We start from the raw sequence: 20,401 nt of genomic DNA, 5'->3' as shown, positions 1-20,401 counted from the left end.
ACGTGATGCTGGTGCTGCTGATCATCTTCATGATCACGGCGCCGCTGATGTCGCACCGCATCCGCGTCGACCTCCCCAAGGCCGATCCCGGCATCAAGATCGACGAGAAGATCGAACCGCTGGACCTGGCCATCAAGGAAGACGGCTCGATGTACCTCAACGACAATCCGGTCAACGAGGCGGAGCTGAAGGCGCAGTTCGCGGTGGCGGCGGTGAAGACGCCGCAGCCGGAGCTGCAGATCCGCGCCGACAAGAACATCGAGTACAAGACGATCTGGGGCATCCTCTCCGACGCCAAGAGCGCCGGCATGGTGCACGTCGGCTTCATGACGACCGGCAAGTCGGGCGAAGGCCGCTAAGGCCAGGCGCCGCAGCAAGGGCACGACGACGCCGCGCATCGCGCGGCGTCGTCGTTTGCGCGCCCCCGCGGCTCAGGCGAGGATGGCGAGATAGTTGCGCACGGTGCGGGCGAGGCCGTCGTACAGGGCCTCGCCGATCAGGGCATGGCCGATGGACACCTCGGCCAGGCCGGGGATGGCCTGTTTCAGCGCGCCCAGGTTGCGCTGGTTGAGATCGTGGCCGGCGTTGACCGCCAGCCCGGCCTGCTGCGCGCGCCGCGCGGTGTCCGCGCACAGCGCCAGCTCGCGCGCGCAATCGCCGCGGGCGAACGCACGCGCGTAGGGCCCGGTGTAGATCTCGATGCGCTGCGCACCGATGCGCGCGGCCTCATCCAGCGCGCTCGCGCCGGCGTCGACGAACAGCGAGACGCGGCAGCCGAGCGCGCGCAGTTCCGCCACCACCGGGGCGAGGCGCGCGGCGTCGGCGGCGAGGTCGAAACCGTGGTCGGAGGTGAGCTGCGCGTCGGCGTCCGGCACCAGCGTGACCTGCTGCGGGCGCACTTCGCGCACCAGCGCGAGAAAGCCGGGGTAGCTGCCACGCGGCCCGGCCCAGGGATTGCCCTCGACGTTCAGCTCGACGCGGCCGCGGGTCAGCGCGGCCAGGGCGCGCACGTCGTCCGGGCGGATGTGGCGCTGGTCGGGGCGCGGATGCACGGTGATGCCGCCGCAGCCGGCGTCGATGCACACGCGCGCGGCGGCGCAGACGTCCGGCTGGTCCTCGCCGCGCGAATTGCGCAGCACGGCCACCTTGTTGAGGTTGACGCTGAGCACGGTCATGCCGCTACCCCGCATGCATGGGCGGAACCGCGGCGACGACCGCGCCGCGGCCGCCCATGATGCCAAAGAAAGACGCGCGCAGTCCTGCGCGCGTCGGGCGCCGGTGCTGCCTCCCTGCGGCGCGGGGTATCCACGGCTGGATGGGTCCCGTGCAACAGGGACACGCGCCGCGGGCGGAAGGTTCCGCCGGCGGCGGTACGGCCCTCACGGACAGCGGGCCGGTGCGGTCAGCCAGATGACCGGTTCCCACCAGGATTCGCCGGGGCCCGCATCGGGCACGCGATCGACGCGCAGCTGCGCGCCCAGGTGATAGATCTGGCCGGCGCTGACGTCGATCTCCAGCGTCTTGGTGGATGCGCCGTAGCTGCGGCCCGCGCGGGCGATCAGCGTGCTCGGCAGCTGCCGGCGGTCGATGCGCTCGGCGACCGTCAGCACGTGATGCCCGGGGCTGACGCGGAAGTTCTGCTGGCCGCTGACGCCGGCGTTGCGGCCGTCGATCAACAGCAGCGCGGCCGGATAGACGCGCTGGTTGCGCGGCGCCACGTCGAACGTGGAGATGCGCGCGCAACTGCTGCCGTCCGCCGCCGGCGGATCGGCGGCGGCGGCCAGCTCGACGCGCATCGCCGGCAGCGCCACGCGCTCGACCGGCGCGCTGAGGGCAAGGGCGCGGCCGCCGCGGTCCACGCCGAGCGCGAAGGCCGCGCCGTCGGGCAGCGCGTCCAGCGCCTCGCGCAGACGGCTGGCGGCGAGGGCGCGGCCGTCCGCGTCGGCGCCCAGCCCGGTCAGCGGCTGCGCGTTGACGCGGGTCAGCACGTCGCCGGCGCGCACGCCCATGCGCGCGCCGAGTCCGCCGGGGGTCACCGCGAGCACGCGCAGGCCGTCGCGCGCATGCGCGGCATCGGTGCTGTCCACGACCAGGCCGAGATCGACGCGGCGGTCGGCCGGCAGTTCGACCGTCAGCGGCGCGGCGCCGGCGGCGAGGTCGGCGAACAGGCCGCGCTCGGCGAGCTGCAGGCGCATCGCGCCCAGTTCGTCGCGCAGTTGCGCGGCGGTGTCGTCGCCGGCGTAGGCCGGCAGCGCGGCGGCGAGCGCCGCCGCGAGGGTCAGCAGACAGGGCAGGGAGCGGGGATGGGACATGTTCGACTCCAGTTGCGGTGCGGATGCCGCACTCAGATGCGCGTCGCGCGCAGGCCGGAGCGCTGCGCCTCGACCAGACTCTCCAGCAGTTCGCTGCGCGCCTGCCACAGGGCCGCGCGCTCCGCCGGCGGCGCGCCGCGCACGTAGGCGGCGTGCAGCGCGCGGTCGACGCCGACCAGGGCATCGGCCAGCGGTCCGGGGGCGGGACCACGCGGCGCGGCGGCGGCCAGTTCGCGCTCGAGAGCGGCCGAGCGCGCCTGCCAGTCGGGCAGCGGCGTGGTGCCGCGCGGCGTCTGCAGCAGCGTGCCCACGGCGCCGGCCAGCAGCAGCATGCAGCAGGCCGCGGCCGCCGTGCGCCGCGCCTGCCGGCGTTGCGCGCGGGCGGCGATGCGCGGCCACAGCGCCGGATCGGGCGCGAAGTGCGGCAACGCCCGCAACTGGGCCGCGGTCGGCGGAAACGGGGTCGGGCTCATGGCAGAGACTCCAGGCCGATCCCCTCGCGACCGAGGCGGCGGCGCAGCCGCGCCAGCGCCCGCGACAGGATCGATTTCGAATAGCTCTCGGTCTGATCGAACATGCGCGCGAGTTCCGCGTGTGTATAGCCTTCGAGTTCGTGCAGCACCACCACCGCGCGCGCCTGCGGCGGCAGCCGCATCAGCAGCGCCAGCGCCTCCGCCTGCTCCTCCGGCAGCGGGCCGGGCGCGCCCAGCCCGGCCAGCAGCGCGTCCATGTCCGTCTCCGCCAGGAAGCGCCGCGAGCGCAACTGATCGATCGTCGCGTTGACCGCCAGCCGCCGCAGCCACAGTCCGAACGGGGCCTCGCCGCGGTAACGCCGCACGCGCGCCAGCACGCGCAGGAACACCTCCTGCACCACGTCCTCCGCCGCCGTGCGCTCGCCGAGCACGCGCAGCGCCAAGTTGAACACCGGCGCCGCGAAGCGCCGGTACAGCTCGGCGTGCGCCTGCATGTCGCCGTGCCGGGCCTGCGCCAGCAGCTCGGGCGGCACCTCCTGTGCGAAGACGCTGCGGGCGGCGGTCGGTTCCACGGGCATAGGGACGAATCGGACGGCGCGAGCGTCGCAGCGGCGTCGGCTCAGGAAACGGGCGCATCCGCGGCGAAGGCGAGCAGCCGTCTCGGCTCGCCGCGCCAGGCGACCGCGCCCACGTAGCCGGGCGCGGGCGCCAGCGCGTGCAGTTGCCAGGCGGACGCCGGCGCGGCCTCGCCGGCGAACGCGCGCGGCGCCGCGCGCCCGCGCTGCAGCGCGAACGCCACGCGCGCCGGGCCGTAGGCCAGCCCGCGGCCGAGCGCCTTCAGCACCGCCTCCTTCGCCGTCCACAGCGCGAAGAAGGCGCGCGTGCGCGCCTCGCCGGACAGGCCGCGCAGCGCCGCGGCTTCCTCCGCGGCGAAGTAGCGTTCGGCCAGCTCCAGCGCGCGCGGCCGCGGCTGCACGCGTTCGAGGTCGACGCCCGGCGCGACGCCGCGGGCGAGCGCCGCCAGCGCGTAGTCGCCGCTGTGCGACCAACTGAAGGCGAGGGCATCGTGCGGCGGCGCCAGCGCCGGCTTGCCGTGCGGCCCGGACACGAACGCCAGCGCCGCGGCCGGCACGCCGAGATAGGCGGCCAGCAGCGCGGCCAGCGCCGAACGGCCGGCGCCGCGGTGGTGCGGCAGCCGCCAGACATGCACGCTGGCGGCGTCCAGGCCGGACGCCGCCAGCGCGCGCGGATCGGCCGGCGGGAAAGGCGACATGCAGGCATGGTGGCGGCGCGCCGCGCGGCCGGCAAGCGGTGCGGGGCACTACCAACCGCGCCTGCGGCCGGGCCTAGAATGGGGGCGTTTCCGTGCGGAGTACGCGCGAACGTGATCGCCGGCTGGCTGCTGCTGCTGGTCTCGCTGGCCTACGTCGGCCTGCTGTTCGGCGTCGCCTACTACGGCGACCGCCGGCCGCTGTACCCCAGCCGGCCGTTCCTGCGTCCGATCGTCTACAGCCTGGCGCTGGCGGTGTACTGCTCGTCGTGGACGTTCTACGGCGCGGTCGGCAGCGCGGCGCGCAGCGGTCTCTCCTACCTGCCGATCTACCTCGGCCCGATCCTGCTGTTCGTGTTCGGTATCGGCCTGCTCGAGCGCTTGAACCTGGTCGCCAAGGAGCGCGGCATCACCTCGATCGCCGACTACATCGCCGCGCGTTTCGGCAAATCCCAAGGGCTGGGCGCGCTGGTGACGCTGATCGCGGTGGTCGCGGCGGTGCCCTACATCGCGCTGCAGTTCAAGGCGGTGGCGATGTCGATCGGCGTGCTCGGCGGCGCGGACGGCGCCAGCCTGCCGCTCGGCGACAGCGCCTTCTGGTGCGCGCTGCTGCTGGCGGCGTTCTCGATCCTGTTCGGCACGCGCCAGATCGACGCCACCGAGCACCACCACGGCATGATGCTGGCGATCGCGGTGGAGTCGGTGGTCAAGCTGGTGGCGTTCGTCGCCATCGGCGTGTTCGCGCTGCGCGTCGATCCGCACGGCGCCGCCGCGCTCGTGCAGACGCTGCGGCCGTCCGCCGACCAGGCGCTGCCGCACGGCTTCGTCGCGCAGACCCTGCTGGCGTTCTGCGCGATGTTCTGCCTGCCGCGCCAGTTCCAGGTCGGCGTGGTCGAGTGCGAGGACGCGCGCGACGTGCGCCGCGCGCGCTGGATGTTCCCGGCCTACCTGCTGCTGATCTGCCTGCTGGTGCCGCCGATCGTCGCCGCCGGCGCGGCGTTCGCGCCCAAGGCCGGACTCAGCCCCGACGCGTGGCTGCTGTGGCTGCCGCTGGCCAACGGCCAGACCGCGCTGGCGCTGATGGCCTACGTCGGCGGCTTCTCCGCCGCCACCGGCATGGTGATCGTCGAGTCGGTGGCGCTGGCGACGATGATCAGCAACGACCTGGTGATGCCGGCGCTGCTGCGCATCCGCGCGCTGCGCCTGGAACAGCGCCGCGACCTCTCGGCGATCGTGCTGGCGGTGCGCCGCGTCGCCATCGTGCTGCTGGCGCTGCTGGCTTACGCCTACTACCGCGCTGCGACCCATAGCGACTACCTCGCCACGCTCGGCCTGCTGGCGTTCGCCGCGGTGGCGCAGTTCGCGCCGGCGATCGTCTCCGCGCTGTACTGGCGCGGCGCCTCGCGTATCGGCGTCGGCGCCGGCCTGGTCGCCGGCTTCGCGGTGTGGACCTACACGCTGCTGCTGCCGAGCGTGGCCGGCGCCGGCTGGCTGCCCGGGGAGTGGATCGCGCAGGGGCCGTTCGGGCTGGACTGGCTGAAACCCACGGCACTGTTCCGCCTGTCCGGCTGGGATGCGGTGACGCACGGCACGTTCTGGTCGCTGCTGGCCAACGTCGGCTGCATGGTGTTCCTGTCGCTGCGCTTCCGCCCCAGCGTCGACGAACGCCTGCGCGCGCTGGCGTTCCTCGATCCGTACGCGACGCGCGCCCCGGACAGCGGCGCCTTACGCGGCCGCGTGCGCGTCGACGAGTTGCGCGCGATCGCCGGCCGCATCGTCGGCGAGCGCGCGGCGGCGCGCGCGTTCGAGGAATACGCGCAGGCGCGCGGGCGCCCGCTGCCGCCGGCGGAGAACGCCGACCGCGCGCTGATCCAGGCCACCGAACGCCTGCTGGCCGGCGCGATCGGCGCGGCCAGCGCGCGGCGCATGCTGACCAGCGCGCTGTCCGGCAGCGGCCTCGACATCGCCGAGACGGTGGCGCTGCTGGACGAGGCCTCGCAGGAGCTGCGCTTCAACCGCGAGCTCTTGTCGACCACGCTGGAGAACATCGAGCAGGGCATCAGCGTGGTCGACCGCAACCTGCGCCTGGTGGCGTGGAACCGCCGCTACCTCGAGCTGTTCGGCTATCCCGAGGGCATGGTCTACGTCGGCCGGCCTGTCGCCGACCTGATCCGCTGGAACGCCGAGCGCGGCGAATGCGGGCCGGGCGATGCCGACGAGCACGTCGCCAAGCGCATCCGGCACCTGCGCGCCGGCACCCCGCACGTGTTCCGCCGCGAACGCGCCGACGGCAGCGTGATCGAGATGCGCGGCCGCTCGCTGCCCGGCGGCGGCTACGTCACCACCTACACCGACGTCACCGCCTACAAGCGCGCCGAGCAGGCGCTGATCGAGGCGAACGAGACGCTGGAGCAGCGCGTCGCCCAGCGCACCGCCGAGTTGACCGAGGCGTTGGTGGCGCAGGAACGCGCCAAGCGCGAGGCCGAGCAGGCCAACCAGTCGAAGACGCGTTTCCTCGCCGCCGCCAGCCACGACCTGCTGCAGCCGCTGAACGCCGCGCGCCTGTTCACCTCGGCGTTGCGCCACCACAGCGCGCTCGACGAGGAGGCCGCGCAGCTCGCCGAGCGCATCGACGCTTCGTTCAAGGCTGCCGAAGACCTGTTGGAGGCGCTGCTCGACGCCTCGCGGCTGGAAGCGGGCAAGTTCGCGCCCGAGGTGGGGCCGGTGACGCTGGGCGAGCTGTTCGAGTCGCTGCGCACGCAGTTCGCGGTGATCGCCGAGCAGCGCGGCCTGACCCTGCGCGTGGTCGACACCCACCTCGCCGTGCGCAGCGATGCGCAGCTGCTGCGCCGCATCCTGCAGAACTTCCTGTCCAACGCCCTGCGTTACACGCGCAGCGGCACCGTGCTGCTGGGCGCGCGGCGCCGCGGCGGCGAAGTGCGCATCGAAGTGTGGGACACCGGGCCGGGCATCGCGCCGGAACAGCAGCGGCGGATCTTCGGCGAGTTCCAGCGCCTCGACCATCCCTCGCCGTGGGGCGAGAAGGGCCTGGGCCTCGGGCTGGCCATCTGCGAGCGCATGGCCGCGATGCTCGGTCACGGCCTCGACCTGCGCTCGTGGCCGGGGCGCGGCAGCTGCTTCGCGGTGAGCGCGCCGCGCGCGGCGGCGTCGCGGCCGCACGGCGAACGCGAGTCGGCGCGCACGCTGCCGGCCGCGCACAGCCTGCCGCTGGACGTGCTGTGCCTGGACAACGACCGCGCCATCCTCGACGGCATGGCCGCGCTGCTGAAGCGCTGGGGCGTGGAGGCGCGCCTGGCGACGGACGTGCGGTCGGCCGAGGCGATCCTCGCCGAGCGGCCGGTCGACCTGATCCTCGCCGACTACCACCTCGGCGCCGAACTCGACGGCCTGGCCGCGCTGGCGCGCCTGCGCGAGCGCTGGCCGGACCTGCCGGCGGCGCTGATCACCGCCGACGGCAGCGCCGAACTGAAACAGCGCGCCCGCGCGCTCGGCTATCCGGTGCTGCACAAGCCGGTCAAGCCGGCCGCGCTGCGCGCGCTGCTGGCGGCGCTGGCGCGCGGCGGCGTCGACCGCGCGGCATCGGCTTAGTCCTCGTCCGGCAGCGCCGGCGGCGGGATCTGCTCGAGCGTCAGGTGGCTGGCGAGCAGGGCCACCTGGGTGCGGTTGGAGACGCCGAGCTTGCGCATGATCGCCGTCATGTGCGCCTTCACGGTCGCTTCCGACACGTTCAGCTCGAAGGCGATCTGCTTGTTGAGCTTGCCCTCGGCGATCATCGACAGCACGCGGAACTGCTGCGGCGTCAGCTCGGCGACGCGCGCGGCGATTTCCGCCTCGTCGGCTTTCAGCTCGCCGTGCGCGTCGGCGCCGAGGCGCGGCGGCAGCCAGACGTCGCCGCCCAGCACGGCGTTGATCGCGTCGACGATCGACTCCACCGCGGCCGACTTGGGGATGTAGCCGGCCGCGCCATGGCCGAGCGCGCGGCGCAGCACCGCCACTTCCTCGTGCGCCGAGACCACGATCACCGGCAGGCCGGGATACTGGCCGCGGATGTGCGCCAGCGCGGAGAAACCGCGCGCGCCCGGCATGTGCAGGTCGAGCAGCAGCAGGTCGGCGTCCGGCCTGCTCTCCAGCAGGGCGAGCAGCGCCGGCACGCTGTCGGCGCCGTGCACCGCGGCGTCGGGCAGGGCGGTGTGCACCGCCCGCGTCAGCGCGTCGCGGAACAGCGGATGGTCGTCGGCGATCAGAACGTCGCGCATGCGCTGCGTGCGGCCCATGCCCCATCATCGCCGCTGGCGGCGGCGAGCGGAACAAGCGCGCCGACGCGCCTCACTTCACTTCACCAGGCGCTCGCCCACCAGGTTCTGCACCACCGAGGGGTCGGCCAGCGTCGAGGTGTCGCCGAGCTGGTCCGGCTGGTTCTCGGCGATCTTGCGCAGGATGCGGCGCATGATCTTGCCGGAGCGCGTCTTCGGCAGGCTGGGCGCCCATTGCAGGTAGTCGGGCGTGGCGATCGGGCTGATTTCCTTGCGCACCCACTCGATCAGTTCCTTGCGCAGCGCGTCGCTGGGCTGCACGCCGACCTTCAGCGTGACGTAGGCGTAGATGCCCTGGCCCTTGACGTCGTGCGGGCAGCCTACCACCGCCGCCTCCGCCACCTTCGGATGCGCGACCAGCGCGCTCTCCACCTCGGCGGTGCCGAGGCGGTGGCCGGCGACGTTGATGACGTCGTCGACGCGGCCGGTGATCCAGTAGTAGCCGTCCTCGTCGCGGCGCGCGCCGTCGCCGGTGAAGTACATGCCGGGGTAGGTCTTGAAGTAGGTGTCGATGAAGCGCTGGTGGTCGCCGTACACCGTGCGCATCTGCCCCGGCCAGGAATCGGTCAGCACCAGGTTGCCCTCGCAGGCGCCCTCCTTGACATGGCCGTCGGTGTCGACGATCGCCGGCTTGACGCCGAAGAACGGCAGCGTGGCGGAGCTCGGCTTCTGGTCGATCGCGCCGGGCAGGGCACTGATCAGGATGCCGCCGGTCTCGGTCTGCCACCAGGTGTCGACGATCGGGCAGCGGCCGTCGCCGACCACCCGGTGGTACCACTCCCAGGCCTCCGGGTTGATCGGCTCGCCGACCGTGCCGAGCAGGCGCAGCGAGGCGCGCGAGGCCTTCTTCACCGGCGCCTCGCCCTCGCGCATCAGCGCGCGGATCGCCGTCGGCGCGGTGTAGAACAGCGTGACCGCGTGCTTGTCGATCACCTGCCAGAAGCGCGAGGCATCCGGGTAGTTCGGCACGCCCTCGAACATCACCGTGGTGGCGCCGTTGGCCAGCGGGCCGTACACCACGTAGCTGTGGCCGGTGACCCAGCCGACGTCGGCGGTGCACCAGTAGACGTCGTCCTCGCGCAGGTCGAACACGCATTCGTGCGTGTAGCTGACGAACACCAGGTAGCCGCCGCTGGTGTGCAGCACGCCCTTCGGCTTGCCGGTGGAACCGGAGGTGTAGAGGATGAACAGCGGATCCTCGGCGCCCATCGGCTCGGGCGGGCAGTCGGCGGCCTGGCCTTCCATCAGCACGTGCCACCAGCGGTCGCGCGGCGCCTGCATGGCGATGCCGCCGCCGGTGTGGCGCACCACGATCACGGTCTCGACGCTGGTGGTGCCGGGGCGGGTCAGCGCCTCGTCGACGTTGGCCTTCAGCGGGATCTTCCTGCCGCCGCGCACGCCCTCGTCGGCGGTGACCACGAGCTTGCACCCGGAGTCGGCGATGCGCCCGGCCAGCGAGTCCGGCGAGAAGCCGCCGAACACCACCGAGTGGATCGCGCCGATGCGCGCGCAGGCCAGCATCGCCATCGCGGCTTCCGGGATCATCGGCATGTAGATGGCGACGCGGTCGCCGCGGCGCACGCCGAGGTGCTTCAGCGCGTTGGCGAACCTGCACACCTCGGCGTGCAGCTCGCGGTAGCTGATGCGGCGCGAAACCGCCGGATCGTCGCCCTCGAAGATGATCGCGGTCTTGTCGCCGCGCGCGGCCAGATGGCGGTCGAGGCAGTTGGCGGCCACGTTCAGCACGCCGTCCTCGTACCAGCGGATGTGCAGGTCGCGCGCGTCGAAGGAGACGTCCTTGATGCGCGTCGGCGCCCTGATCCAGTCGAGCCGCTTGGCGACGCCGGCCCAGAAGCCCGCGGGATCGCGCACCGATTCGGCGTAAAGCCGCGCGTAGTCGTCCTTGCGCACGCGCGCCCTGGCGGCGAACGCGGCCGGCACCGGATAGATCTTGGACATGGCGGTCTCCTTGGCTGGCGGCGGCGCGCTGCGCGCAGCGGCTTGGCCCGATGCGCCGCACGTTAGCCGTCTGGGCGGCGCGACCAAGTGGACTTTAGTCGAAACTCGACCATCGGCGAATAGCCGCGCCGCGGCGCGCCGCCCCATGCTCGCCGCGCACCGCCACGGGAGGGGCCCCTCATGCAGCAGACAGGTACGATCGTGCGGCGCGCGGCGCTCGCGCTCGCCGTCGCCGCCGCGCTCGGCGCGCCGATGATCGCCGGCGCCGCCACCCAGACGGAAACGCAGCTGCAGGCGCGCATCGCGCAGCTGGAGAAAGAGCTCGCCGAACTGAAGGCCATGGTGCAGCAGCAGGCGCAGAGCCAGGCCGACCTGCAGGCCAGGCAGCAGGCCCAGGCCGAGGCGCAGCAGCGCGCGCAGGCGGAAGCGCAGGCCGCGGCCGCGAAGCAACTGCCGACGGCGACGTTCAGCACCGCACCCGGCATCTCGGTGGCCTTCCACGGTTTCGTCGACGCCACCGCCTTCAGCCAGGACAAGACCTTCATCTTCGGCAACGGCCAGAACGCGGAATTCCCGTCGCCCGGCGCGGACGGCTCGCTGAGCGGCATCGACATCCGCAACACGCGCTTCTGGTTCGACTTCAAGGGCGCCGAGTTCACCGGCAACTGGACCGGCGGCGGCCGCATCGAAGCCGACTTCTTCGGCGGCTTCAACGGCACCGGCGCCTACAGCCGGCAGCAGCCGACGCCGCGCCTGCGCCAGGCCTACATGGACCTCGTCAACGCGCAGAGCGGCAGCACGGTGCGCATCGGCCAGCAGTGGGACCTGATGTTCCCGCTGGACAACGTGCCGGCCTCGCTGACGCACGTCGCCTTCCCGCTCGGCTACGGCACCGGCATCATCGGCTGGCGCTTCCCCGGCGCGGTGTGGATGCAGGACCTCAACCACGGCAGCGCCGGCACCAAGTGGCGGCTGGACCTCGGCGCCTTCGACGGCAACTGGAGCGGCCCCGGCGACAACACCAACTTCCTCACCGGCGGCAACGTCGACTTCAAGCCGCAACTCGAGGCGCGCCTGCGCGCGCAGGGCGCGAACTGGATCGCCTACCTCGCCGGCCACTACAGCCAGATCGACCTGCGCGGCGTCGGCGGCACGGCGTCGGCGCCGGTGAAGCGCAACATCGACAGCGTCGGCTACGAGATCGGCGGCGTGTGGAAGCCGGGCGACTGGGTGTTCCGCGGCCTGCTGTTCGGCGGCAAGGGCATCGGCCAGATCTTCGGCGCGCTGGCGCAGTTCGGCGACATCCAGGAGACCGGCGGCTTCGTGCAGGCGGGCTACAACTTCACGCCGCACTGGAGCGCGTACGCGTTCTACGCGATGGACAAACCGGACCGCAACGACGTGATCGCGTGGCTGGGCAACGGCTCCTCCGGCCGGCTGAAGAACCGCCAGGCCGCGCTCAGCCTGCAGTACGCCGCCGGCGCCTACGAGCTCGGCGTGGAGTGGGTGTACGACAAGCTGGATTCGACCCGCGACGGCGTCACCACCACGAAGACCGACGGCAACCAGTTCAGCCTGAGCGCGATGTACCACTTCTGAAGCCGCGCCGCCGGGCGGCAGCCGACTCGCCGGCGCCGCGACCCGAGGCGGCGCCGGCGGCGATTCACTCGGGCCGGGTGCGCGCCGTTCGGGGGAACGGGCCGCATCGCCGCCATCCTCGGCCGCACGCGGCGGAGGATCGTTCGACCAACGTGGGAGGTGAAAGCATGGCTACCGTCGTCACCCAGGCCAGCGGCGCGCCGCTGGACGTCAGCCACAAGCGCGTGATCCTGGCGTCGAGCCTGGGCACGGTGTTCGAGTGGTACGACTTCTACCTGTACGGTTCGCTGGCCGCGATCATCGGCCAGCAGTTCTTCAGCGGACTGAACGAGACCAGCGCGTTCATCTTCGCCCTGCTGGCGTTCGCCGCCGGTTTCGCCGTGCGCCCGTTCGGCGCGCTGGTGTTCGGCCGCGTCGGCGACCTGGTCGGCCGCAAGTACACGTTCCTGATCACCATCGTGATCATGGGCCTGTCGACGTTCCTGGTCGGCGTGCTGCCGAGCTACGCCGCGGTCGGCGTGGCCGCGCCGGTGCTGCTGATCACGCTGCGCCTGCTGCAGGGCCTGGCGCTGGGCGGCGAGTACGGCGGCGCGGCGACCTACGTCGCCGAGCACGCGCCGCACGGCAAGCGCGGCTTCTACACCAGCTTCATCCAGATCACCGCGACGTTGGGCCTGTTCATGTCGCTGCTGGTGATCCTCGGCTGCAAGGCCTGGCTGGGCGAGAGCTTCAACACCTGGGGCTGGCGCGTGCCGTTCCTGCTGTCGGCGGTGCTGCTGGCGGTGTCGGTGTACATCCGCCTGAAGCTGGCCGAGTCGCCGGTGTTCCAGCAGATGAAGGCCGAGGGCCGCGGCTCGAAGGCGCCGCTGACCGAATCGTTCGCCCGCTGGAGCAACCTGAAGATCGTCATCCTGGCGCTGCTGGGCGCCACCGCCGGCCAGGCGGTGGTGTGGTACTGCGGACAGTTCTACGCGCTGTACTTCCTCGGCCAGACGCTGAAGATCGACGCCACCACCACGCAGCTGCTGATCGCCGCCGCGCTGCTGATCGGCACGCCGTTCTTCGTGCTGTTCGGCTGGCTGTCCGACCGCATCGGCCGCAAGGCGGTGGTGCTGGCCGGCTGCCTGCTGGCGGCGGTGACCTACTTCCCGATCTTCAAGGGATTGACCCACTACGGCAATCCGGCCATCGAGGCGGCCAGCGCATCGGCGCCGGTGACGGTGGTGGCCGATCCCGCCACCTGCAGCTTCCAGGTGGACCTGATCGGCAAGAAGACCTTCACCAGCTCCTGCGACGTCGCCAAGAGCTATCTCGCCAAGAAGGGCATTCCCTACGAGAACCTCGCCGCGCCGGCCGGCACGGTGGCGCAGGTGAAGGTGGGCGGCACCGTCATCGACGCGTTCGAGGGCGGCGCGATGGCCAAGCCCGAATTCAAGGCCGCCGGCGAGGCGTTCGGCAAGAGCGTCGGCGCCGCGCTGAAGGAGGCCGGCTATCCGGACAAGGCCGATCCCGCGCAGATCGACAAGCCGATGCTGATCGTCCTGCTGACCCTGCTGGTGATCTACGTGACCATGGTCTACGGTCCGATCGCGGCCTGGCTGGTCGAGCTGTTCCCGACCCGCATCCGCTATACCTCGATGAGCCTGCCGTACCACATCGGCAACGGCTGGTTCGGCGGTTTCCTGCCGACCACCGCCTTCGCCATCGTCGCGCTGACCGGCAACATCTATTCGGGCCTGTGGTATCCGGTGGCGGTGGCGCTGATGACCTTCGTGATCGGCCTGCTGTTCCTGCGCGAGACCAAGGACGTCGACATCGCCAAGTGAATGCGGCGCCTCGCGGCGGGCGCCGACGTCCGCCGCGGACCGCGCGGGACGACGCCGGTGCCGAGCCGGCGTCCTTTTTCGCGCTCAGCGCCGCCGGAACAGGCCGATGATCAGCAGCAGCACGATCGCGCCGATCAGCGCGTTGACGATCGCGGCGAGGATGCCGCCACCGATCGCCAGGCCGATGCGCGGCAGCAGCCAGCCGGCGATCAGCGCGCCGACGATGCCGACGGCGATGTTGCCGAACAGGCCGAAGCCGTAGCCGCGCACGATCAGCCCGGCCAGCCAGCCGGCGATGCCCCCGACGACCAGGAACGCGATCAGCGATTCCACGCCCATGGCGCTCTCCTCGAGGGCGAGTCGGGAGCCCGCGCGACGTCCGCCCTCGACGGCGGCGCGCGGCCGGTCAGGGGGTGCCCGGCGGCTGCGGCGCGGCCGGCGGCTTCAACGCCGCCTTCAGTGCGGCGATCTCGGCGTCGCTGAGGTATTCGGGGCGGGAGGTGGCGTCGATGCGCGCCTGCGCGAAGGCGAACACGGCGGCGATCGCGCCGCCCAGCGCCAACAGGATGCCCACGCCCATCCAGCCGGGCGAGCGGGTGGTCAGCGCGATCAGCAGGCCCAGCAGGGCGATGGCGGCGAGGATCCAGCGCATCGGCGTGCTCCGCGATGTGGCGACGGCATCATAGCGCAGCGTTCGTGCCGCGGGCGCGCTATCGTGGACGGCCCGGACGCGGGGTGGGACGCCGGTCACGCCGGCGGCGGCACCGACCGCTGCCGGCGCGGCGGGCACCGCCGTATCGCAGCCGCTGAGACCGCGGCGAAGCACGCTCGTCGCGCGAGGTTGCCCTGGACCACGCCGCATGACCGAACCGCAACGCATCAAGGGCCGCGGCGCCGCCTCCAACCGCGAGGGCCGCTTCGAGTCGACGACCCGTCTGGCCGAGGACGACGGCTGGGCGAGCGCCGAAGCCGAACCGACGCCGCGTCCGGCCACCACCGTGCGCGAGGAACGCGCGCGCAGCATCATCAGCCGCAACGATTCGCCGGACGTGCCGTTCGCGCAGTCGATCAACCCCTACCGCGGCTGCGAGCACGGCTGCATCTACTGTTTCGCCCGGCCCTCGCACAGCTACCTCAACCTCTCGCCCGGCCTCGATTTCGAGACGCGGCTGTTCGCCAAGGGCAACGCCGCCGAGCTGTTGCGCCGCGAACTGGCACGCCCCGGTTATCGCTGCGCGCCGATCAACCTCGGCGCCAACACCGCCCCTTACCAGCCGATCGAGAGGCGCTGGCGGCTGACCCGCCAGGTGCTGGAGGTGCTGGCGGAATGCCGGCATCCCTGCACCATCGTCACCAAGAACGCGCTGGTCGAGCGCGACCTCGACCTGCTGGCGCCGATGGCGCGCGAGCGGCTGGTGCAGGTGTTCGTCTCGGTGGGCAGCCTGGACAACCGCCTGGCCAGCCGCCTCGAGCCGCGCGCCAGCGCGCCGCACCGGCGCATCGAAGCGATCCGCGCGCTGAACGCGGCCGGCGTGCCCTGCGGCGTGCTGGTCGCGCCGGTCATCCCCGCGTTGAACGACCGCGACCTCGAACGCGTGCTGGAAGCCGCGGCCGCGGCCGGCGCGCGCGTCGCCGGCTACACCCTCCTGCGCCTGCCGCACGAGCTGAAGGGCCTGTTCCGCGAATGGCTGGAGGTGCACGTGCCGCAGCGCGCCGCGCACGTGATCAGCCTGGTGCGGCAGCTGCACGGCGGCCGCGACTACGACCCGGACTTCGCCGTGCGCATGCGCGGCCAGGGCCCGCTGGCCGCGCTGATCCGCCGCCGCTTCGAGGTGGCCGCGCGCCGCCTCGGCTACGCGCGCACGCGCGAACTCGCGCTGGACGCCTCGCGCTTCCGCGCGCCGGCCGCGGACGCCGGTCCGCAGCTCGCGCTGTTCGACTGAAACGGCCGCGCGCGCTGCGCCGTCTCTCTGGGCAGCCCCGCCTGCGGCGCCGGACGCAGGGCCGGCCAGCGGACCGCGCGGCGCCGCCGGGGGCGCAGTCGATGTGCGGGATTTTTCGCACGCCGCGCGGTCCGGCATGCAGGCACCATGAACGGGACCGCAGCCGGCGCCGGCGCGATCCGGCATCATGGCGGGCGGAGGGCGGACGATGCGCGAATTGATCCTGGTACGACACGCCGAGGCGATGCAGAGCGCGCCCGACGGCAGCGACCGCGAGCGTCCGCTCAGCCTGCGCGGCGAGGCCGAAGCCGTCGCCGCCGGCCGCTGGCTGCTGGACCAGGGTGCGCATCCGGCGCATGTGCTGTGCTCGCCGGCGCGGCGCGCGCAGATGACCGCCGAGCGCCTGCTGGCCACGCTGGGTCCGCTGCGCCCGCGCTATGAGCCGGCCATCTACGACGCCACGCCGGGCGAGCTGCTGGCGCTGCTCGATGCCCTGCCGCAGGCGCCGCAGACCCTGCTGATCGGCCACAACCCCGGGCTGGAGCGGCTGGTCGCGCTGCTGGTCAGCGGGCGTTCCGTGGACTACCGCGGCATGCCGCCGGCCGCGGTCGCCTGGATCCGGATCGACGGCGCGCTGGAGCCGGGCACGGGACGCCTGCACCGCTTCTGGTCGCCATGAGCGTCCGCGCGCTGCTGCTGCCGTTGCTGTTCGCCGCCGCGCCGGCGCTGGCACCGGCCAGCTACGTGCTCGACAGCGAGCGCTCCACCGCCGCGTTCAACCTGCATGCGCTGTGGGTGTTCGACGTCGCCGGCGCGTTCGACGGCGTGCACGGCGAGGTGCGGACCGATCCGGAGACGGGTACCGCGCGCGTCGACGCCTGGCTGGATACGGCCAGCCTGCGCATGCGCGATCCCCGCTACGACGACTGGGCGCGCTCGCCCGACTTCTTCGACGTCGAGCGCTACCCGCGCATCACCTTCCACTCCGAGGCGTTCCCGCTGGACAAGCTGCATCACGGCGGCGTGCTGACCGGCATGCTGGTGCTGCACGGCTTCAGCGGCCCGGTCGACCTGCGCTTGCAGCCCAGCGCCTGCGCGCCGCTGGCCGCGCCCGACTGCCCGCTGCGCGTTCGCGGCGAGATCAGCCGCTCCGCCTTCGGCATGCGTTCGCACCGCGCCATGCTGTCCGACACGGTGCGGCTCGACCTCGCCATCGTCGTGCGGCCGGCCGAAGATGCACCCGCCGCCGCGCCCGCGCCGGCCGGCAGCGCCGCGCCGCCGGCGCCCGCATCCAGCGTCGCGCCGGCGACGGCGGCCAGTTCCGGCTGAGCGCCGCCGGCAGCCCCGCCCGCGCCGGCTATCATCGGCGCATGTGTCGCCGTCTTTCCCTGCCGCTGCTCGCGCTCGCCCTGCTGGCACTGGCCGGCTGCACGCTGTCGCGCGGGCAGATCCGCCGCGCCGACGCCGTGCTGGCGCTGGCCGCGGACCGCAGCGTCGCCTGCGCGCGCGCCGACGCCTGCGCCGCGCCGTCGCCCCTGCTCGACCTCGCCCGCCAGGCGCTGGCGGACTCGGCGCCGCAGCATCCCCGCCACTACGTGGCGATGCTGGACGTCGGCGAGGACGCGCTGGCCGCGCGCCTCAACCTGATCCGCGCCGCGCGCCGCTCGATCGACATCCAGACCTACATCTGGGTCGACGACGACGCCGGCCAGCTGGTGCTGGACGAGCTGGTGCGCGCGGCGCGGCGCGGCGTGCGCGTGCGCATCCTCGCCGACCAGTTGTTCTCGTTCTCCGATCCGGCCTGGCTGGCGCGGCTGGCGCGCACCCACGCCAACCTCGAGATCCGCCTCTACAACCCCACCTTCGACGAGGCCGGCACCGGCCCGATCGAGTTCGCCGCCGGCATCGTCTGCTGCTTCTCCACCTTCAACCAGCGCATGCACAACAAGCTGCTGCTGGTCGACGACGCGGCCGGCATCACCGGCGGGCGCAACTACCAGGACGATTACTACGACTGGAACGAGCGCTACGGCTACCGCGACCGCGACGTGCTGGTGATGGGGCCCGCCGCGCGCGCGATGGCCGCCAGTTTCGAGGCGTTCTGGCGGCATCCGCGCGCGGTGCCGCTGACCCACCTGCGCGACGTCAACACGCGCATCCTCGCCGAGGGCGCGGAGGCGCCGGCGTGGGGACCGCCGGTCTACGCCAGGCCCGAGCGCGTGGCGCGCCTATCCGCCGAGGCGGAGGATCCCGGGTACCTGCAGCGGCACTTGCTGGCGCACGTGTTCGAGGTCGGCCGCGTCGACTACTTCTCCGACCTGCCGAACAAGCCGCTGGAGCCGGACGTCGAGGACGAGCGCGAGCTGACCCGCCACATCATGGGCCTGGTCGGCGGCGCCCGGCACGAGGTGGTGATGCAGACGCCGTACCTGGTGATCAGCGGGCGCGCGCGCCGCCTGTTCCGCGAGCTGCGCCGCGACCACCCCAAGCTGCGCGTGATCGTCTCCACCAACTCGCTGGCGGCGACCGACGCCTTTCCGGTGTACGCGCTGTACCACAAGCACAAGAAGCGCTACCTCAAGCACTACGGTTTCGAGATCCACGAGTTCAAGCCGCACCCCGCCGAGGCGCCGCTGCTGGTCGCGCACTACGAGGAGCTGACCGGCGAGGGCGCCGAGCAGGGCACCGGCACCGGCAGCCGCGGCAGCCGCACCGGTCGCGTGCCGCTGAAGACCGGCGGCCTGCGCATGGGCCTGCACGCCAAGTCGATCGTGATCGACGGCCGCGTCGCCCTGGTCGGCTCGCACAACTTCGACCCGCGCTCGGACCACTACAACACGGAATCGGGCGTGATCGTCTACGACGAGGCGTTCGCCGGCGCGGTGCGCGCCTCGATCCTGCGCGACACCGCGCCGGAAAACGCCTGGGTGGTGGCGAAGCGGCCGCACATCCCGGTGCTGTCGAAGATCAGCAACGCCATCGGCGACCTCTCGGCGGCGCTGCCGCTGTTCGATCTGTGGCCGTTCCGTTACGCCACCAGCTACGAGCTGAACCCCGGCTGCCAGCCGCTGTCGCCGTTCGACCCGAAGTTCCAGCAGTGCTACACGCCGGTCGGCGACTTCCCCGAGGTCGACCTGCCGCTGAAGTCGATCTACACGCGCATCCTGACGGCGTTCGGCGCCGGCCTGACCGGCATCCTCTAGGGATGCTGCCGGCGAGCATGCGGAGCGGCGCTCCGCATGCTCGCGCGGCATGCCTGCACATCCTCCGTCCCTCGCTGCGCGAGGCATGCGCGCCCTTGACCCGAGCGGGCATGGCCCGCGGCGCCCGCCGTTCGCCGGGCCGCAGTACCGTTGACGCTCCCCGCCCCCTGGCCTAGGCTGGGCGCTTTCCCCGGAGCCCACGCCCATGAGCATGGACATCAGCATCACCCTGAGCGATGCCGACCTCAGCCACTTCGTCGACGGCATGCGCCAGGCCCAGGAGCGCGCCCGCGGCCTGAAGGACAGCCAGGTGATCGACGCCGCGCGCGGCCTGATCGCGCAGACCCGCGGCGTCGCCGTGCCGGATTTCGTGGGCTCGCGCCTCGCCCGCCTCGGGACCATGATCGAGATGGTCGAGGACGTCGGCTTCGGCCTGCCCGACGAGGACCGCGCGCGCGTGCTCGCCGCGCTGACCTACTTCGCCAACCCGAACGACATCATTCCCGACACCGTGCCGGTGCTGGGCTTCCTCGACGACGCCATCATGATCGAGCTGTGCGTGCGCGAACTGCGTCACGAGCTCGAGGCCTACGAGGACTTCCGCGACTGGCGCGCGCAGGAGGCGAAGCGCCACGGCGAGGACCCGGCCAAGCTGAAGCTGAAGCGCGTCGACTGGGCCGAGGCGCGCCGCGTCGAGGCGATCGAGCGCATGCGCCGCCGCCGCCGTGACGCCTACGCCGGCGGCGCCTGGCAGCCGGTGCTGTTCCGCGTTTCCTGACGTCACGCCGTAGGGCGGAATCGCCGCGCAGCGGCGCTTCCGCCGCATCGCCGCGCAGCGGCGCTTCCGCCGCGTGCGTAGCGGGCGGGCTCCTGCCTCGAGCTGCGCGCGAGGCGCTCAGCCGCCGCCCGCGTCGATGCGGAAACGCACCGGCACGTCGAGCGCGCCTTCGACCGCGCGCCCGTCGCGCCGCGCGGCGCGGAAATGCCACCGGCGCACCGCCTCCAGCGCCGCCCGGTCCAGCTCCGGCCAGCCGCTCGATTGCGCCAGCACGGCCGCCGCGACCTCCCCGTCCGCGCCCACTTCGACGCGGACCACGGCGACGCCTTCGTGACGCCCGCGCAGCGCCGCGATCGGATAGCGCGGCGCATGCATCGCCGCCACGGCCGGCGCCTCGATCACGCTGGCGGCGGCGGCCGGCGCCGGCGCGGCGCGCGGCACATGCACGCGCGCATGCGTCGCGTGAGGCGTGGCGCGCGGCTGTGGCGCGGGCCGCGCGGCGGGCGGCGAAGGCGGCGGCAGCGTCGAGGGCGGCGTGCCGCCCAGCGCGAACGGCGCGCCGCTCAGCCAGGCGACGCCCAGCACGCTGCCGGCGAGCAGCAGCAGGGTCAGCAGCCAGATCAGGCGGGTGTGCGACACGGTCGGCGTGGCGAAACGGACGATGCGCGATCAGGATGCCAAGATCGCGCTGAACGTCCGCCGAT

The 20,401-nt window shown here is 72.8% G+C and carries 19 protein-coding genes; 9 read left to right on the top strand and 10 right to left on the bottom strand.

Annotated features, from left to right (window positions below; genetic code table 11):
* Nucleotides 1–2 precede the first annotated feature (2 nt).
* Nucleotides 3–359 carry an ExbD/TolR family protein gene (locus tag MBSD_RS05160; protein WP_237071751.1) on the top strand — a complete coding sequence of 119 codons (357 nt, stop codon included), beginning with the start codon at nucleotides 3–5 and terminating at the stop codon, nucleotides 357–359.
* Nucleotides 360–431: 72 nt separating this feature from the next.
* Here the strand turns inward: MBSD_RS05160 and MBSD_RS05155 are convergent, their stop codons facing one another.
* The 5 genes from MBSD_RS05155 to MBSD_RS05135 all read right to left on the bottom strand — a co-directional run bounded on the left by MBSD_RS05155 (nucleotide 432) and on the right by MBSD_RS05135 (nucleotide 4,058).
* Nucleotides 432–1,175 carry a pyridoxine 5'-phosphate synthase gene (locus MBSD_RS05155; RefSeq protein WP_062535712.1) on the bottom strand — a complete coding sequence of 248 codons (744 nt, stop codon included), beginning with the start codon at nucleotides 1,173–1,175 and terminating at the stop codon, nucleotides 432–434.
* Between the two features lie 204 nt (nucleotides 1,176–1,379).
* The gene (locus MBSD_RS05150; protein ID WP_062535710.1) at nucleotides 1,380–2,312 is read right to left on the bottom strand and encodes a PDZ domain-containing protein; all 933 of its coding nucleotides are present in this window, start codon (nucleotides 2,310–2,312) and stop codon (nucleotides 1,380–1,382) included.
* Between the two features lie 32 nt (nucleotides 2,313–2,344).
* Nucleotides 2,345–2,785 carry a hypothetical protein gene (locus MBSD_RS05145; protein ID WP_062535707.1) on the bottom strand — a complete coding sequence of 147 codons (441 nt, stop codon included), beginning with the start codon at nucleotides 2,783–2,785 and terminating at the stop codon, nucleotides 2,345–2,347.
* Complete coding sequence (locus MBSD_RS05140; RefSeq protein WP_062535705.1) at nucleotides 2,782–3,363, bottom strand: RNA polymerase sigma factor; 582 nt, start codon at nucleotides 3,361–3,363, stop codon at nucleotides 2,782–2,784. Before MBSD_RS05140 ends, MBSD_RS05145 begins: the two co-directional genes overlap by 4 nt.
* 41 nt (nucleotides 3,364–3,404) lie before the next feature.
* Nucleotides 3,405–4,058 carry a 4'-phosphopantetheinyl transferase family protein gene (locus MBSD_RS05135; RefSeq protein WP_082306494.1) on the bottom strand — a complete coding sequence of 218 codons (654 nt, stop codon included), beginning with the start codon at nucleotides 4,056–4,058 and terminating at the stop codon, nucleotides 3,405–3,407.
* A gap of 111 nt (nucleotides 4,059–4,169) precedes the next feature.
* Between MBSD_RS05135 and MBSD_RS05130 the strand changes: the two genes are divergently transcribed.
* Nucleotides 4,170–7,664, top strand: a complete 3,495-nt coding sequence (locus tag MBSD_RS05130; RefSeq protein ID WP_062535703.1) for a hybrid sensor histidine kinase/response regulator — start codon at nucleotides 4,170–4,172, stop codon at nucleotides 7,662–7,664.
* Here MBSD_RS05130 and MBSD_RS05125 read toward each other — a convergent pair.
* Nucleotides 7,661–8,332, bottom strand: a complete 672-nt coding sequence (locus MBSD_RS05125) for a response regulator transcription factor (protein WP_062535716.1) — start codon at nucleotides 8,330–8,332, stop codon at nucleotides 7,661–7,663. The two genes, MBSD_RS05130 and MBSD_RS05125, sit on opposite strands and share 4 nt — an antisense overlap.
* Nucleotides 8,333–8,407: 75 nt before the next feature.
* Nucleotides 8,408–10,348 (bottom strand): acetate--CoA ligase, encoded by a 1,941-nt coding sequence (acs, locus tag MBSD_RS05120; protein ID WP_062535701.1) that lies wholly within the window; start codon nucleotides 10,346–10,348, stop codon nucleotides 8,408–8,410.
* A 180-nt stretch (nucleotides 10,349–10,528) separates the two neighbouring features.
* On the opposite strand from acs, the gene MBSD_RS05115 reads away from it, so the two are divergent.
* The gene (locus tag MBSD_RS05115; RefSeq protein ID WP_062535699.1) at nucleotides 10,529–11,947 is read left to right on the top strand and encodes a hypothetical protein; all 1,419 of its coding nucleotides are present in this window, start codon (nucleotides 10,529–10,531) and stop codon (nucleotides 11,945–11,947) included.
* A gap of 167 nt (nucleotides 11,948–12,114) precedes the next feature.
* Nucleotides 12,115–13,773: an MFS transporter gene (locus MBSD_RS05110; RefSeq protein WP_062535697.1), complete on the top strand. Its 1,659-nt coding sequence runs from the start codon at nucleotides 12,115–12,117 to the stop codon at nucleotides 13,771–13,773.
* Nucleotides 13,774–13,857: 84 nt separating this feature from the next.
* Here the strand turns inward: MBSD_RS05110 and MBSD_RS05105 are convergent, their stop codons facing one another.
* Together MBSD_RS05105 and MBSD_RS05100 are read right to left on the bottom strand one after the other, a co-directional pair.
* Nucleotides 13,858–14,112, bottom strand: a complete 255-nt coding sequence (locus MBSD_RS05105) for a GlsB/YeaQ/YmgE family stress response membrane protein (RefSeq protein WP_062535696.1) — start codon at nucleotides 14,110–14,112, stop codon at nucleotides 13,858–13,860.
* A gap of 67 nt (nucleotides 14,113–14,179) precedes the next feature.
* Complete coding sequence (locus MBSD_RS05100) at nucleotides 14,180–14,425, bottom strand: hypothetical protein (protein ID WP_062535694.1); 246 nt, start codon at nucleotides 14,423–14,425, stop codon at nucleotides 14,180–14,182.
* Nucleotides 14,426–14,633: 208 nt separating this feature from the next.
* Between MBSD_RS05100 and MBSD_RS05095 the strand changes: the two genes are divergently transcribed.
* From MBSD_RS05095 to MBSD_RS05075, 5 genes are all read left to right on the top strand, one after another.
* A complete protein-coding gene (locus MBSD_RS05095) occupies nucleotides 14,634–15,716 on the top strand; it encodes a PA0069 family radical SAM protein (protein WP_062535692.1) in 1,083 nt (360 codons plus the stop codon).
* Nucleotides 15,717–15,924: 208 nt separating this feature from the next.
* Nucleotides 15,925–16,395, top strand: a complete 471-nt coding sequence (locus MBSD_RS05090) for a SixA phosphatase family protein (protein WP_062535689.1) — start codon at nucleotides 15,925–15,927, stop codon at nucleotides 16,393–16,395.
* Complete coding sequence (locus MBSD_RS05085) at nucleotides 16,392–17,045, top strand: YceI family protein (protein WP_062535687.1); 654 nt, start codon at nucleotides 16,392–16,394, stop codon at nucleotides 17,043–17,045. The genes MBSD_RS05090 and MBSD_RS05085 overlap by 4 nt, the downstream gene beginning before the upstream one ends.
* Nucleotides 17,046–17,086: 41 nt before the next feature.
* A complete protein-coding gene (locus MBSD_RS05080) occupies nucleotides 17,087–18,919 on the top strand; it encodes a phospholipase D-like domain-containing protein (RefSeq protein ID WP_062535686.1) in 1,833 nt (610 codons plus the stop codon).
* Between the two features lie 205 nt (nucleotides 18,920–19,124).
* On the top strand, nucleotides 19,125–19,697 hold the full coding sequence (locus MBSD_RS05075; protein WP_082306493.1) for a YkvA family protein: 573 nt from the start codon (nucleotides 19,125–19,127) through the stop codon (nucleotides 19,695–19,697).
* A gap of 117 nt (nucleotides 19,698–19,814) precedes the next feature.
* On the opposite strand, the gene MBSD_RS05070 is transcribed toward MBSD_RS05075, so the two are convergent.
* Nucleotides 19,815–20,336 (bottom strand): energy transducer TonB, encoded by a 522-nt coding sequence (locus MBSD_RS05070; RefSeq protein WP_062535683.1) that lies wholly within the window; start codon nucleotides 20,334–20,336, stop codon nucleotides 19,815–19,817.
* Nucleotides 20,337–20,401 lie beyond the last annotated feature (65 nt).

It is taken from the genome of Mizugakiibacter sediminis (assembly GCF_000953855.2).
Lineage (GTDB): Bacteria > Pseudomonadota > Gammaproteobacteria > Xanthomonadales > Rhodanobacteraceae > Mizugakiibacter > Mizugakiibacter sediminis.
This window is presented reverse-complemented; position numbering and strand designations above follow the sequence as displayed.